Source organism: Alistipes indistinctus YIT 12060, assembly GCF_025144995.1.
Classification (GTDB): Bacteria; Bacteroidota; Bacteroidia; order Bacteroidales; family Rikenellaceae; genus Alistipes_A; species Alistipes_A indistinctus.
The window spans coordinates 449,857-464,135 of the sequence record NZ_CP102250.1; the positions used below are offsets into that span (position 1 = coordinate 449,857).

Below are 14,279 nucleotides of genomic sequence, written 5' to 3' on the forward strand. Positions count from 1 at the left end.
CACAGCAAACGAAATACCCGGCAGAGATACTGCCGGGTATTTCGTTGAGGTTCACTTCGTCCACAAGAACTATGCACGTTTGGCGTTAAATTCGTCCAGCGCCTCGTAGAAAGCATCAATATTAGCCGCCGGAACTTCGGGGGGTGTATCGCATCCCGATGAAAGGATGAAGTTTTTGTAATCTTTTGTCCGTTCGAGCAGATCGGACACAGCCGTTTTCATCTCCTGTGCCGTGGCTACTTTGAACATGGCTACGGGATCGATATTCCCCATCGCCAACACGCCTTCCGGCGTATCCTCGAGAGCCTTGACCATATCGATCTTGTTACCGAAATGGAGTGCCCAGGCACCGGCAGCCGCCATCGACTGTGTACAGTGACCGGTATTACCGCAATTGTGCAGGACGACGATGAAATTTTCATCCTGAACCGCATCCACGATCTCTTTCAGGTACGGAGTCGCAAACTTCAGGCAGTCGTCATTCGACAACAGTCCTGCCGCCGGCTCGGCGAGCACTACACCGTTCGCTCCGACTTTCTTCAGCTCGAGGCAGTAGTTCTTGATGAATGCGGTACATTTCTTCAGCAACAACTCGATCGTATCCGGCTCTACGTAGCAGGCCATCATAATCTCGGTCATGTCGAACAGGCGGCCCGCCAGCGAAAAAGGACCGATGCATCCGGCCAGAGTCGGCTTATCCGTGATGTTTTCGGCAGCCAGTTTATTGGCCAGGAGATATTGCTGTACACGTCCTTTGGTCAGATCGGGCACCTGCAACTTCTCCACGGAAGCGTAATCCGACACGAGACGGCCGATCACACTGGGCACTTCGTTTTTCGGGAACGAAATTTCGCTGCCGAAAGCTTCGGCTTCGACCGTCAGGTCCATGATTACCGTCGCCGCAGCACTCTGCGGATAGGCTTCATTTACCGCCTTGATAGCCTCGTAATGCACCCGGCCATCGGTCACCGCATCGTATACCTCACGGCCGATCATCTCGATACCGGGATGGGTCATAATAGGCAAAACGCCCCGTTTTTTGCTATCCATCAGGCCTTTGGCCCAATCCTGCATATTTCTCATAAAGGTTATCTGTTAAAGTAAGTTAGTTCGTTGTGATTCACCTGCCGAGGTGTGCCGTTTGAAACAGTTGACCATCGGGCACACATCACAGTTGTTCGCGATCTGCCGGACCCGCTCCCCAATACCGATAATTCCGCTTAGGGACTTGACCGGATACATCAGGAAACTATCCGAAAGCGTCACACCGCAAGGATTCTCCCCCATCAAGTGAAACAACTTCTGCTGATCGGCCACAGGCCAATTGCAATGTCCGGGACTCAAATGGTGTGAAAACCTGACATGTCCCAACTTCCTTTCAAGTTGGGCCTCGACATACTCACCCATCCTGACCGCAATCGCCGAACCGATGGCATCCAGCGCATATTCGCTGAGTATGTCTCCCTCGGCCTTCAATGCATCGCGGCGCTGTTCATAATCTTTTCCGGCAGTTGCAACGAAAACCGCAAAACGCTCGGCACCCCGCATTACTGCGGCTACCGTCGTTCCCGTATCGAACGTTTGTCCTCCCACTTCGATTGTTCTCTTGTCCGTTTTGCCATCGAACATACGAAAACAATACAAATGTTCAGCGCTTTCGAAGCTGGGAATCAGCCGCGCGATCAACCGTTCCGTTTCCGCATCGGGCCGATTTTGCCCGTACCCCATCGCCTCGAATACATCGGCAGGAGTAATCCCCAATGCGGCAAAAGGAACCGAACAACTTTCCATTCCTTCCCGGAATAAAAATCGTTAAGCGGAAACCAGTTTACGAGCCACGGCAACTGCTTCACTCGCATCCTCGCTGTAACCATCGGCGCCGACCTGCTGTGCAAAAGCATTGGTCACAGGAGCCCCGCCGACCATCACTTTCACTTCGTCACGCATACCTGCGGCCTGCAAAGCGTCGATCACCTCTTTCATATAGTTCATCGTGGTGGTCAGCAGCGCCGAGAGACAGAGGATATCGGCCTTGTTTTCCTTGACGGCTTCGATAAATTTCTCGCTCCCCACATCGACACCCAAATTAATCACCTCGAACCCGCAGCCTTCGAGCATCGAAGCGACCAGATTTTTGCCGATATCATGCAGGTCGCCCTTTACGGTACCGATCACAACCTTACCCAAAGAGGTAGACGCATCGCCCTTCATGAGCGGTTTTAGAATATCCAGCGACCCTTTCATCGCACGGGCTGCCATCAGCAGGTTCGGCACGAAAGCCTCGCCGCGCTGGAAGCGCTGCCCGACCTCTTCCATGGCCTTAATCATATATCCGTTAATAATCGCCTGCGGTTCAACACCCTCGGCAATCGCCTGATTGGTTACCTCTACGGACTGTTCCAGTTTACCGCCCAGGATCGCCTCATAAAGCAAATTCAAATCAACCATAATAAATAAAAGTTCAAGTTTGGTGGTTATAAAAAGTCAATGGGATAAAGGTAGTAATTATTTTGAATATCCAGAGGGAAAAACCGCTCATTTCCTTGCCTGGAGTACAATTTCAACCGTTTTTATCATTTTCGCCGGACCTGCACGCCAGACCTAAAACGGCAAAGGGCCGAAGTCGGAAGTTTTACAGAAACGGTATGTTTTTTGACTGCTTGCAAAACCAAACACTTGACTCTATGAAAACACTTCGACTCCACATGCTGTTGATTACAGCCCTCGGCGGAACTTTGTTTTACGGATGCCGTTCATCACAAAAACCGGCTGCAGGTCCCGTCAGGCTTCCGGTCGCAGAAGTGGCCGTGCAGGATGTTCCGGTACGCAAGAGTTTCGTCGGTCAGATCAACGGTTACCGTGACATCACAATCCAACCCCGCGCGGACGGGTACCTGAGAAGCATTCATTTCCGGGAAGGAAGTTTCGTAAAGAAAGGCACGCTCCTGTATACGATCGAAACAGCGCCTTATGCGGCGCAAACGGCACAAAGCGAGGCATCGGTCAGCCGTGCCGAAGCCCAGTTGGCCGATGCTCGCCAGACCTATGAACGCACCAAGGCTATGGCTGCGATCAATGCGGCCAGCCGGAGCGACCTGGACAACGCCACCGCCCAATTGCTGGCGGCACAGGCTTCCTTGCGGGCTGCAAAAGCTGCCCTCACTTCAGCCCGGATCGAACAGGGTTATACGCGCATCACTTCGCCCGTGGACGGTATCATCGGCCGGACGCTGGCCCAGGTGGGCGATTTTGTCGGGTTAAATTCCAAATACAACTCCCTGAATACCGTTTCGCAGGTGGACAGCGTCAAGGTGCTCTTTTTTATTCCGGAACAAAGCTATGCCGTATTGATGCAGCAGGGCGGCCAACTATATGACCTGACGCTGTCACTTTCAGACAATTCGGTTTACCCCGAACGGGGCCGTTTCGATTTCATCGGCCGGGCCGTCGAACAATCGACCGGATCGCTCGATGCCCAGGCGACGTTCGCCAATCCGGACACGTTGTTGCGCCCGGGCCAGTTCGCACAGGTCAGCGCCGTTACCGACACGCTCCGCAACGCATTGTTAATCCCTCAGGTCGCCGTCAATCAGACACAAGGCGTTTACAGTGTTTATGTCCTCGGACCCGATAACAGAGCCGAGCAGCGGATCGTTACGCTAGGCCAGACTGTCGGGCCGATGTGGGTGGTCGATTCCGGCCTCCAACCCGGTGAGCAGGTTATTACCGACGGCTTCCACAAACTGCGCGCCGGCGTGAGTGTCGAACCGCAAACCAACGAACCGAGCGCAAAAAAGTAAAACGTTATGGGAAATATCTTCATTCGGCGCCCGATCTTCGCCATGGTGATCGCCATCATGATCGTAGTATTGGGACTCATCGGCATACAGAACACTCCGATCGAACAATATCCCGACATCACTCCGCCCATGGTACAGGTCTCGGCCGATTACCAGGGCGCGGATGCGCTGACGGTCGAGCAGAGCATCGCCACACCGATCGAGGAGAGTGTCAACGGTGTGAGTGACATGCTCTATATGCAGTCGACAAATTCGAACGACGGCAGTATGAGCCTACAGGTAACCTTCGGCGTAGGTTCGAACCCCGACATGAACACCATATATACACAAAACCGTGTAGCGTCGGCTACCCCCCAGCTTCCTGCGGCAGTCATCACACAGGGGGTAACGACGCAGAAGACCACGACCAGTTACATCATGGTACTGTCGCTTTTTTCCGCCGACGGCCGCTACGATGAAACGTTCCTGTCTAACTACGCGATGCTCAACATCAAAGACCGTATCGCCCGGATTAACGGCGTGGGCCAGGTACAGGTACTCGGCAGCGGCGCGTACGCGATGCGGGTATGGATCAAACCCGACAAGATGGATTATCTGGGCCTGACGGTCGCCGATATCGCCGGGGCGATTACCTCGCAGAGCGAAGTCGTTCCCGGCGGCCAGCTCGGCGCCGAACCGACCGCAGAAAAACCGGATTTCACCTATACGGTCCGGATGCCTTCGCCCTACAATACGGCCGAACAATTCGGCAACGTAATTGTACGTGCCAATCCGGACGGCTCGCTGGTGCGGCTTCACGACGTGGCGACCATCGAATTAGGAACGCAGAGTTATTCGGTCAGCTCGACCTACCAAGGGCACGATGCGGTCCTGATGATTATCAACCAATCCCCGGGAAGCAACGCGGTACAGGTGGGCAAGGAGGTAAAAGCGCTGCTCAGCGAAATGTCGCAATCGTTTCCGGAAGGAATCACCTACGACACGCTGGTCGACTCGACCAAAACCATCACCTCGGGGATTCAAGATATCGTCACGACCCTGCTGATCGCACTGCTGTTGGTCATTGCGGTCATCTACCTCTTCCTGCAGGATTTCCGGGCGACTTTCGTTCCATTGATCGTGATTCCTGTGGCATTGATCGGCGCTTTCATGCTTTTCCCGCTGTTCGGATTTTCTGTCAATGTGTTCTCCCTGCTGGGTCTTGTGTTGGCCATCGGACTGGTCGTCGACGATGCCATCGTCGTCGTGGAAGCGGTACAGGTCAACCTGGAACAAGGCATGAAAGCCAAAGAGGCGACACAGGCGGCGATGAAAAGCGTATCGTCGTCGATCGTCGCGATGACTACCGTCCTGATGGCCGTCTTCCTACCCGTCGGACTGATGCCGGGAGCCGCCGGAAAACTGTACCAGCAATTCGCGATCACGATTGCCATTACGGTTTGCATCTCCGGGATCAACGCACTGTCGTTGACACCGGCCCTCTGTTCCCTGTTGCTCCGTCCGAAACGGCAAGCCGAGCGAAAAGGCTTTCTCGGCTGGTTCAACCGGACTTTTAAAAAGAGTGTCGACGATTACCTGAAAACCAGCAACGTCATTATCCGGCACAGCGCCCGTACGCTGGTCTTGATCGGCATCGTCGTCGCGGTCGTCCTGCTGTTCGTCAAAACAGTGCCGACAGGATTTCTCCCCGATGAAGACCAGGGTTACCTGATGGCCGATATCCAACTGCCGAACGCCGCTTCGCTGGGACGCACGCAGGAAGTGATCGACCAGCTTCAGGAGGTGCTCAGCAAAAACGACAACATCCAGTCGGTGACGGCGGCGGCCGGTTTCAGCCTCCTGTCCGGAACCGAAGCACCCAACAGCGGATTGGTTTTCATCCGGCTCAAAGATTACAAACAGCGTAAAATGACAGCTGACGAAATTTCGGACATGCTGAACGGGGAACTGTACGAAGCGATCAATTCTGCGGAAGTGTTCACCTTCGGACCTCCTTCGATTCCCGGATTGGGTCCCGGTTCCGGCTTTACGATCATGATCCAGGATAAAGGCGGCAACACGCCCCAATACCTGGCGCAATACACCGATAAATTTATCGAAGAAGCCCGGAAACGCCCGGAAATCGCATCCATCAGCACGCTTTACCAGGCCGATATTCCGCAAAAGGCTATCCGGATCAACAACGAAAAAGTGCTCAAAGCCGGCGTATCGCTACAAGACCTGCACGAGAAAATATCGGCCTACCTGGGCGGAAGCTATGTCAACAACTTCAACCGCTTCGGACGCATGTACCAAACCTATATACAGGCTGCCAGCGAGTACCGGCTCACGCAGTCCGACCTGGATCTGTTCTACATCACGAACAACCGGGGAGAGAGCCTGCCCATCGCCTCGTTCATTACCGTCAAAGACACTACCGGCCCCCAATACACCAACCGCTTCAACCTGTACCGAGCCGCTTCGGTGACCGGGCAGCCCGCCAAAGGCTATTCGACCGGCGAAACGATGCAGGCCCTCGAAGAGGTAGCCGCCCGGGTACTTCCCTCCGACATGGGGTACGCATGGAGCAACATGTCCTACCAGGACGCGCACACCACCGGCGAAGCCACGGTTTTCCTCTACGCCATAATTTTCATCTTCCTGATTCTGGCCGCGCTTTACGAAAGCTGGTCGCTGCCGCTGAGCATTATTCTCGGCATTCCGTTCGCGGTTTTCGGCGCCATGTTGTTCATCTTCCTCGGCCATTTGCTGAATCCGAAGTACATCAACGACATCTTCCTGCAGGTATCGCTGATCATGCTGATCGGGTTGGCCGCCAAGAATGCGATCCTGATCGTCGAATATGCCAAAGCAAAATTCAACGAGGGTCTTTCGCTCAGGGATGCGGCGATCGAAGGCGCCCGTTTGCGGGTGCGCCCCGTCATTATGACGGCATTCGCCTTCCTGATGGGCGTAATTCCGCTGATCTTCGCTACGGGCAGCAATGCCGTCGCACGCAACGTCATGGGTCTCGGACTCTTCGGCGGTATGCTGATCGCCACGCTGATCGGCATATTCGCTTACCCGGCCCTGTTCGTATGGATCGGCAAGATCGGCAAATACGAACAGAAGCGAACGGCCAAACAACAAGAAATGACAAACAGCGAACACCATGAATAACAAACATATCCTTACATGGGCCGCAACCATCCTGTTCTTTGGAGGTTGCGCGGTCGGACCGAAATTTAAGGCTCCGGTCGTCGAAACACCCCCGGAATATCTCGGGTCGGTCAACGATTCAACCGAAGACCTGCTCTGGTGGAAAATTTTTAACGACACCACGCTTTCGCGGCTCATCGACCGGGCCGTGCAGAACAACCGCAACGTCGGCATGGCCCTTTCGCGCGTAAAGCAGGCCCGGCTGAACCTGAAGGCCACCCAGAGCCAATATTGGCCATCGTTGCAGTATTCACTGCAAGCACAGTACGGCAACGAAACTTACATCGGAACAAAGAGCGACAAGCTGGAGCAATCTTATATTTTCCGTCCGACGCTTACCTGGGAATTGGGCCTATTCGGCAAAGTCCGCCGGATGGCCGAAGCCGACCGCAACCAGCTTCTGGCCACGACGGAAGCCGCCCGCGGGGTCAAACTCGCCCTGATCGCCGAAGTAGCCACCACCTATTTCACGTACCTGCAATACGAATACGCGTTGCAAATTGCAGAATCGACCTATGCTTCGCGCAAAAGTTCCTATGAACTGACCCGCCAGAGTTATGGGATCGGCACGGTTTCCGACCTGGATATGAAACAGGCCGAAAGTGCGCTGGCAGCCGCAGAAGCAGCCGTTCCGCAATACCGCCGGGGTAAACAGGAGGCCATGTATGCGCTCAGTTTGCTGATGGGTGAAAACCCCTCGAATCTATCCGGCACGCATGCTTCATTGATGCAGCAACACCTGCCGGGGGATATTCCTGCGGGATTGCCGTCCGACCTGCTGACCCGGCGGCCTGATATTATGGAGGCCTACTATCAGGTGGCCGCTTCGAATGCACAGATCGGCGTCGCGCAGGCGATGCGTTTTCCGTCCATTGCCATCACGGGAGCCGGCGGCCTGCTGAGCGAAGAGTTCAAAAAATTATTCGACAGCAAAGCCTGGATGTGGTCCGCAGCAGGTTCCCTCACCGGTCCGATTTTCAGTTTCGGAGCCAACAAGAGGCGGGTACAGGTGGCCCGTGAGAAGAACAAAGAGACGATCCTCAATTATGAGCAGAGTTATCTGCAGGCCATGAACGACGTGGAAACCGCGTTGAGCGATGTGCAGAACTACCGTCAGCAAACCGTTGCGCTGAAGGCGACGATCGACGCGGTGCAGCACAGCTACGATCTCTCGCAACAGCTTTACCGCCTGGGACAGGTAAGCTACCTGAACGTGCTGGACGCCGAGCGTACGCTGTTCGACGCACAAATGAACTATGCCGCGACGCTGGGCGCCTATCTGGGCAGTTATGCGACACTATACAAAGCACTCGGGGGCGGCTGGACTACCCCCGAAGAGTTGTTACAGGCCGAGCAGGCCCGGAATTCCGAGTAATCGAACCCGGCTAAATCGTATAAGAATGTATTTGGATCAAATCATCCCGCATTACTGGACAAGTCCTACTGCCTGAGCCCAAGCGGTTTGCAGGTGAGCAACGTTATAGCCCGGGAAATTCGTACGTGGAATATAGGTGGAGAGCCCGCAAAAACGGGTACACGGGAAGGCGTGAGTGCCGTTATACAAGCCAAATGCGCTGTAAATCCTGTCCGTATGATCCGTATAGACCACCGTTTGGGCCAATTGCCGCTGGAACGCTTCAAACTGTGAAGTGCCGGATGCAAACTGCGAAAGGTAATCCTCGAGATCGTAAAAAACGTGATTCGGCAGCAATTCCAGATATTGCACGCTACCGGCGTCGACCACAGGGGCCGGATTCAGCGCGAACACATCCCTGGCCGCGGAAGCCAGCGCATCCATTTCTGAGGTTTTAATCAGCGCGATCGATGCCGATCCGCCATTTTCCGGCGTCGTCAGGTTTCGGTAGTGATCGACAAAGGCGGAGCAGATCGCCTGCGGGTCGAGAGTTTCCCTGAAAAAGAGCGGGGCCACAGTACCGTAAGGGAATCCGTCCCCCATAATTTCGGTGGGCGATGCAATGATGTACTGGGCTGCATGTCTCAAATCATAGGCGACTTCGACGCAGGACATGAAACATGCATCGAATATCAGGAAATCCAGTTTACGATCCTTGGGCAGTATAGCCGCCATATCGGGAATTTCCATTTCGGACGAGCCGTCGGCTCCGAATGTTTTGGTCACCAAGGCATCTTCCATCGGCCGCCACAACTCCTTTTCCGAGCCGCTCACGGCCGTCCCGGACACATCCCCGCTTTCCGGCCGGCTGCGCATTCCTTGTATATTCAGGTCCGAGGGCACCCACCCTTTGCCGTGCGACCACAGCACCAATCCGTACGATTTCGCCGGATACTTTTGCATGGAAGTATTCAACACGCGCTGCAACACTTCGGTAGAAGCGGAGTTTTCCACTCCGTACTTTTCGACAACGGTTTTCGTCTTTCCGTCTCCTTCGATCTTGTAGAGGGTAGCACCTTCGCTCGGAAGGTCGATATAGACAAGCATATTGCCCTTCAAACCGTCCATCGCACGTACGATCTGGCCCAGGTTTTTATTTCCGAAGTCGCCATTCCAGGTCAGGGAATTGTCAGCAGCCATATAGACCAACACCGTACGGTCGGCTGTTTGGGGGGGATCGGGCGTAGGATCGTTTTTACACGAGGCGAATCCCCCCAGCGACACGACGACCAAACACCAGTATATTAATCTCTGCTTCATCTCTGTTCATTTTCAATTCGATGATTCCGGAGACATTTCCAATCATTTCTCCGCCACGGAATCCATCGCAAAATTCTTACCAGGAACGGCCGCCGCCGCCCCCGCCGGACATTCCTCCGCCAAAGCCGCCGAAACCACCACCTCCACTGAAACCGCCTCCACCGCGGCCGCCGATAATCACGGGCGGTATCCACATGCCCCGACGGCCGCCGCTATTGCCGGTGCCGTCGCCACCTTTACCCCGGCCGCCGCGCGAAAGCAGGGCAAATACGATAAAGACGATGAACAGAATCAACCCACCGGTCAGGCCGGCCGGATCTCCCTGTTTGCCGTAGGCATCGGCCGTGAATTCGCCTTCGGTCAGTTTCATCAGCACGGTTGCGGCCCGGTCGATACCTGCATAATAATCTCCCTTGCGGAATTCGGGCAGCATCTCCGTGTCGATAATCCGTCCGGCGGTAATGTCGGGAACCACACCCTCCAGACCGTATCCGACCGAAATGAACACCTGACCGTTCGAAGCGGCCGTCTTAGGCTTGACCAAAATTAAGATTCCGTTATCCTTACCCTTCCGGCCGATCCCCCATTTGTCATAAAGGCGCTGCGCATAGTCCCCCGGTGCATATCCGTCGAGGTCGTCCACCGCAACCACAGCAATCTGCGTGGATGTCTTGCGGTCGAATGCCTCCAACTTTTGTTCCAATGCATTTTGTTGCTCCGGAGTCAAAAGCCCGACAAAATCATTGACCAGCCGGGGCGGGGACATCGGTTCGGGCAGGTTTTGCCCGGCCGCCCCGACCACACCCAGCAGGCTCGCACATAGCAGTATGAAAAGCCGTTTCAGCATAACGGTCCGCTGTCGTGTCATGTTATTCGTTCGTCCGATCACCGTTCTCCCTGCCTTACTCAAAACTTACCGCCGGAGCATTCTGTGCGCCTTCCTGGGCTTCGAAATAACCCATCGGAGCGAAACCGAACATTCCGGAAAGCAGGTTACGCGGGAACATTTTAATATAAGTATTGAAATCACGGGCCGATTCGTTGTACTTGCGGCGCTCGACCGCGATCCGGTTCTCCGTCCCTTCGAGCTGCGTCTGCAAGTCGAGGAAATTCTGGTTCGCTTTCAGGTCGGGATAATTTTCGCTGATCGCCATCAGGCGGCTCAGTGCGGAAGAGAGTTCCCCCTGGGCCTGCACATACTTGGCCATAGCCGCGGCATCGTCGATATTGAGCTGTGTCTGTGTCGCCTTGGCACGTGCCTCCACCACCTGCGTAAAGGTCGACTCCTCATGCTTGGCATACCCTTTTACCGTATTGACCAAATTGGGGATCAGGTCGGCACGGCGCTGATACTGGTTCTCGATATTGCCCAACTGAGCCTGTACCGCCTCGCTGCGGGTTACCATATCGTTGTAGGTGCCTTTGAACCATGAAAACAGCATCAGTACGACGACGACCACAACGGCCAGTATAATCCATCCTTTCTTTTTCATTTCGCTTTCTATCGTTTAATTTTTATGATTATCGATTCTCATTATGTATGCAAGTATTCCATCAATGTACAGGGGTGATCCGTTTTTTAATCGGAATCCCGTTGAATTCCCATCCGGTCGGCTTTTTCTGCGGCATTTTTTCGGGCCGGCGCCAGTACATCCGTTCAAAATTGAAGTAATAGCCCTTCACGCCGCCCGGCTGCCGGACCAGCAACGGGACATACTCGGTCGTTCGGCTGACTACGCGCCGCGTACCGTAATCCTGTCCCAGGTAAGCCATCATGTCGGTGGCATGCGCGAAGGTCAGTACATGCCACGGCGAGGTCTCTTTGAGGCCAGTACCCGACGACATAATCGTCTTGGCGATCATCTGCAAGCGGTGGTAATTGATCTGTTCCTGCACCTTGTTGCCGATCGCGCCGTACCCGTAAATCAGGAAATTGAGGTTGCCCGGACTGAACGGATCGAAGCGCATCACCTCGTTGGCATAATCGACGATCTGTTCGGCATTCTCGAGCGTCAGGCTATCTTTGGTCTGGGCGACCAACAACAACAGTTTATCCTTTACCTCCGGTTTATCGAAAGGTTCGTATTCGGGCTGCCAGGCATAGCCGTAATAGAGATGCCGGTATTCGTCGAGCGTCAGCGTGGTATCGCCGGCCATGTAGCGCATAAACAACGACGGATAGTAATTCGACGACTGGCCGTTCATGATATCTTTCAGGATAGCATCGTTATCGGGCGCCTGAGGTTCCGTCTCCTGGGCGGAAAGGGTTGCGGCGGAGCCTATCAGCAAAGAGGCCGCAAACAGGGCAAAAAGGTGGATTCTTCTGATCATATGCAATATTTGTCCATACCGCTGTTATAACGGTAAAAGTATAAATTTATTTGCAAACTCCTGCAAAAACCGGGCAATCCGTCTCCCGGGACGCAACACGGGCGGAGAAAACCGTTTCTCCGCCCGCCTGCCGCCGGATGGCAGCCAAATTCTGTGTAATTATCTAATGCAAAAATTCACAATCCGAACTAATTCCTAATCTGCCACTGAGAACTGGTAGATACACCGGCTCTGGTAAGGTTGTCCGGGATTGAGCAGCACGGACGGCCATGAGGGATGGTTCGGTGAATCGGGCGCATGCTGAGATTCGAGGCAGATCGCTCCGCGGTAGGGATAGGTAATGCCTTTCTTCCCGACGTGAGTTCCATCCTGGTAATTACCCGAATAGACCTGCAGGCCGGGCTCCGTCGTGAATACCTCCAACACGATCCCCGTAGCGGGAGATATCAATCGGGCGGCAGGCTTAGTGATGTCACCTCCCGTGTTCAGCACCCAGTTGTGGTCGTAACCGATGCCGTTCCGGATTTGTACGCAATCGGTACTGTCGAGCGCCTGCCCTACCGGTTTGGGCGACGTGAAATCGAACGGCGAGCCTTTCACCGCTATCGGATCGCCGATCGGAATAGCGAGCGAATCGATCGGAGTGATCGAATCGGCTGCGATCCACAAGGTATGGTCGGTAATCTTCGTCGACGGATCACCCGAAAGATTGAAATAGGAATGGTTCGTCAGGTTGATAATGGTCTTCTGGTCCGTTGTAGCGGTATAACTGATATCCAGTGCATTGTCATCGGTTAATTTATACGTCACCTGGGCTTGGACAGTCCCCGGGAAGCAGGATTCCCCGTCCGGAGAGACATAGGTCAGCACGAGGGTCGAAGAATCCGGCTGGACCGCATCGAATACCCGGTCGGCCCATCCACGCAGGCCTCCGTGCAGCGTGTTGCCGTGATCGTTGAGTTCGAGTTGAATCGTATCGTTATCGATTGCAAAGCGACCTTTCGCGATCCGGTTGGCATAACGCCCGATCGTCGCTCCATAATTGCTCGGGTGCTTCAGGTAATCGGCAATGCTGTCGAAACCGAGTACGACATCGTACATCGCACCGCCTTTGCCGGGTGCCAGTACCGAAACCACACGCCCTCCGTAATTGGTCACGCAGACCTCCATACCGGAAGCGTTCGCCAACCGGTACAGATCGGTTTTCTTTCCGTCCACCTCGGCTTGGAAATCGCTTCGTTTCAGTCCGGATGCCGTTATCTCATCCTTCGGTTGCGGCGTGCAGGCCAACAAGCCGGCCACAGCCGCAAACAACATGATTCGCTTCATAATATAGGTTTAAAGGTTAGGTGCAGATCACTCCGGCTATAAAACGTTATTTCAAATCATACCGCCCGATCAGTTCTTTAAGCCTTTCGTTCAGCACAGCACTCGACCGCACCAGCGGCAAACGCAGGTTATTGCGAATCAGGCCGTAATAAGCCAAAGCGGCTTTGACACCGACGGGATTGCCTTCGGCAAACAGGGCGTCGGTCGCCTCCATCATCTCCAGGTGCAAACCCGCAGCGGCAGCCGTGTCGCCCTGCTGCAACAGGTGTACCATGCGGCAGAATTTTCCGGGATAGGCATTCACGGCGACCGAAATCACGCCGTCCCCACCCATAGCCATCAGAGGCAGCGTTAAGTTGTCATCCCCCGAGATCACCAGAAAACCTTCGGGCCGGTCACGCAGAATATACGCCATTTGCGAAAGGTTACCCGATGCCTCTTTTACGGCAATGATATTTTTGCATTCGCGGGCCAGGCGCAACGTCGTCTCGGCAGTCATGTTCACGCCGGTGCGGCCCGGAATATTGTACATGACCACCGGACGTGGCGACACCCCGGCAATCGCCTTGTAATGCTGGTAAATTCCCTCCTGCGAAGGCTTGTTGTAGTATGGTGCAACGGATAAAACGGCATCGATACCGGTAAAATCGAAATGGCGGATATGGTCGACCACTTCGGCCGTACAGTTACCGCCGATCCCGATCACAACCGGCATCCGGCCTCCGTTTTTGCTTACGATGAATTTCGTTACAGCCTCTTTTTCTGCCGCGGAAAGCGTCGGAGTTTCGGCTGTCGTACCGAGCACGACCAAATAATCCGCACCTCCTGCCGCCACCCGGTCCAGCAAGCGCTCCAGCGCTTCGAAATCCACGTCGCCGTTATCGTTGAACGGGGTGATCAATGCAACCCCTACCCCTTTAATGTTCGTTTTCATCGCAAATTGTTAA

12 protein-coding genes are annotated in these 14,279 nt (G+C 54.5%); 3 read left to right on the forward strand and 9 right to left on the reverse strand.

Features of this window, described 5'->3' with window-relative positions:
• Positions 1-69: 69 nt before the first annotated feature.
• Genes NQ495_RS02170 through NQ495_RS02180 form a run of 3 tightly spaced genes read right to left on the reverse strand, consistent with a single transcriptional unit; the run spans position 70 to position 2,448 of the window.
• The gene (locus NQ495_RS02170; protein WP_040294581.1) at positions 70-1,083 is read right to left on the reverse strand and encodes a methylcobamide--CoM methyltransferase; all 1,014 of its coding nucleotides are present in this window, start codon (positions 1,081-1,083) and stop codon (positions 70-72) included.
• Positions 1,084-1,095: 12 nt separating this feature from the next.
• Positions 1,096-1,791, reverse strand: a complete 696-nt coding sequence (locus NQ495_RS02175) for a vitamin B12 dependent-methionine synthase activation domain-containing protein (RefSeq protein ID WP_009134615.1) — start codon at positions 1,789-1,791, stop codon at positions 1,096-1,098.
• 21 nt (positions 1,792-1,812) lie between these two features.
• The gene (locus NQ495_RS02180; protein WP_009134614.1) at positions 1,813-2,448 is read right to left on the reverse strand and encodes a corrinoid protein; all 636 of its coding nucleotides are present in this window, start codon (positions 2,446-2,448) and stop codon (positions 1,813-1,815) included.
• A gap of 236 nt (positions 2,449-2,684) precedes the next feature.
• Here NQ495_RS02180 and NQ495_RS02185 point away from each other — a divergent pair, with 236 nt between their 5' ends.
• Genes NQ495_RS02185 through NQ495_RS02195 form a run of 3 tightly spaced genes read left to right on the forward strand, consistent with a single transcriptional unit; the run spans position 2,685 to position 8,373 of the window.
• The gene (locus NQ495_RS02185; RefSeq protein WP_009134613.1) at positions 2,685-3,800 is read left to right on the forward strand and encodes an efflux RND transporter periplasmic adaptor subunit; all 1,116 of its coding nucleotides are present in this window, start codon (positions 2,685-2,687) and stop codon (positions 3,798-3,800) included.
• Positions 3,801-3,806: 6 nt separating this feature from the next.
• Positions 3,807-6,959: an efflux RND transporter permease subunit gene (locus NQ495_RS02190; RefSeq protein ID WP_009134612.1), complete on the forward strand. Its 3,153-nt coding sequence runs from the start codon at positions 3,807-3,809 to the stop codon at positions 6,957-6,959.
• Positions 6,952-8,373 (forward strand): efflux transporter outer membrane subunit, encoded by a 1,422-nt coding sequence (locus tag NQ495_RS02195; RefSeq protein ID WP_009134611.1) that lies wholly within the window; start codon positions 6,952-6,954, stop codon positions 8,371-8,373. Before NQ495_RS02190 ends, NQ495_RS02195 begins: the two co-directional genes overlap by 8 nt.
• Positions 8,374-8,424: 51 nt before the next feature.
• Here NQ495_RS02195 and NQ495_RS02200 read toward each other — a convergent pair whose 3' ends face one another.
• The 6 genes from NQ495_RS02200 to dapA all read right to left on the reverse strand — a co-directional run bounded on the left by NQ495_RS02200 (position 8,425) and on the right by dapA (position 14,266).
• Positions 8,425-9,672, reverse strand: a complete 1,248-nt coding sequence (locus tag NQ495_RS02200) for a clostripain-related cysteine peptidase (RefSeq protein WP_009134610.1) — start codon at positions 9,670-9,672, stop codon at positions 8,425-8,427.
• 76 nt (positions 9,673-9,748) lie between these two features.
• Positions 9,749-10,519 carry a TPM domain-containing protein gene (locus NQ495_RS02205; protein ID WP_009134609.1) on the reverse strand — a complete coding sequence of 257 codons (771 nt, stop codon included), beginning with the start codon at positions 10,517-10,519 and terminating at the stop codon, positions 9,749-9,751.
• A gap of 55 nt (positions 10,520-10,574) precedes the next feature.
• On the reverse strand, positions 10,575-11,165 hold the full coding sequence (locus NQ495_RS02210) for a LemA family protein (RefSeq protein ID WP_009134608.1): 591 nt from the start codon (positions 11,163-11,165) through the stop codon (positions 10,575-10,577).
• Positions 11,166-11,226: 61 nt separating this feature from the next.
• Entirely contained in the window at positions 11,227-12,003 is a 777-nt protein-coding gene (locus tag NQ495_RS02215) for a DUF4919 domain-containing protein (protein ID WP_009134607.1), read from the reverse strand.
• 195 nt (positions 12,004-12,198) lie between these two features.
• On the reverse strand, positions 12,199-13,332 hold the full coding sequence (locus NQ495_RS02220) for an aldose epimerase family protein (protein WP_009134606.1): 1,134 nt from the start codon (positions 13,330-13,332) through the stop codon (positions 12,199-12,201).
• Positions 13,333-13,378: 46 nt separating this feature from the next.
• The gene (gene dapA / locus NQ495_RS02225; RefSeq protein ID WP_009134605.1) at positions 13,379-14,266 is read right to left on the reverse strand and encodes a 4-hydroxy-tetrahydrodipicolinate synthase; all 888 of its coding nucleotides are present in this window, start codon (positions 14,264-14,266) and stop codon (positions 13,379-13,381) included.
• Positions 14,267-14,279 lie beyond the last annotated feature (13 nt).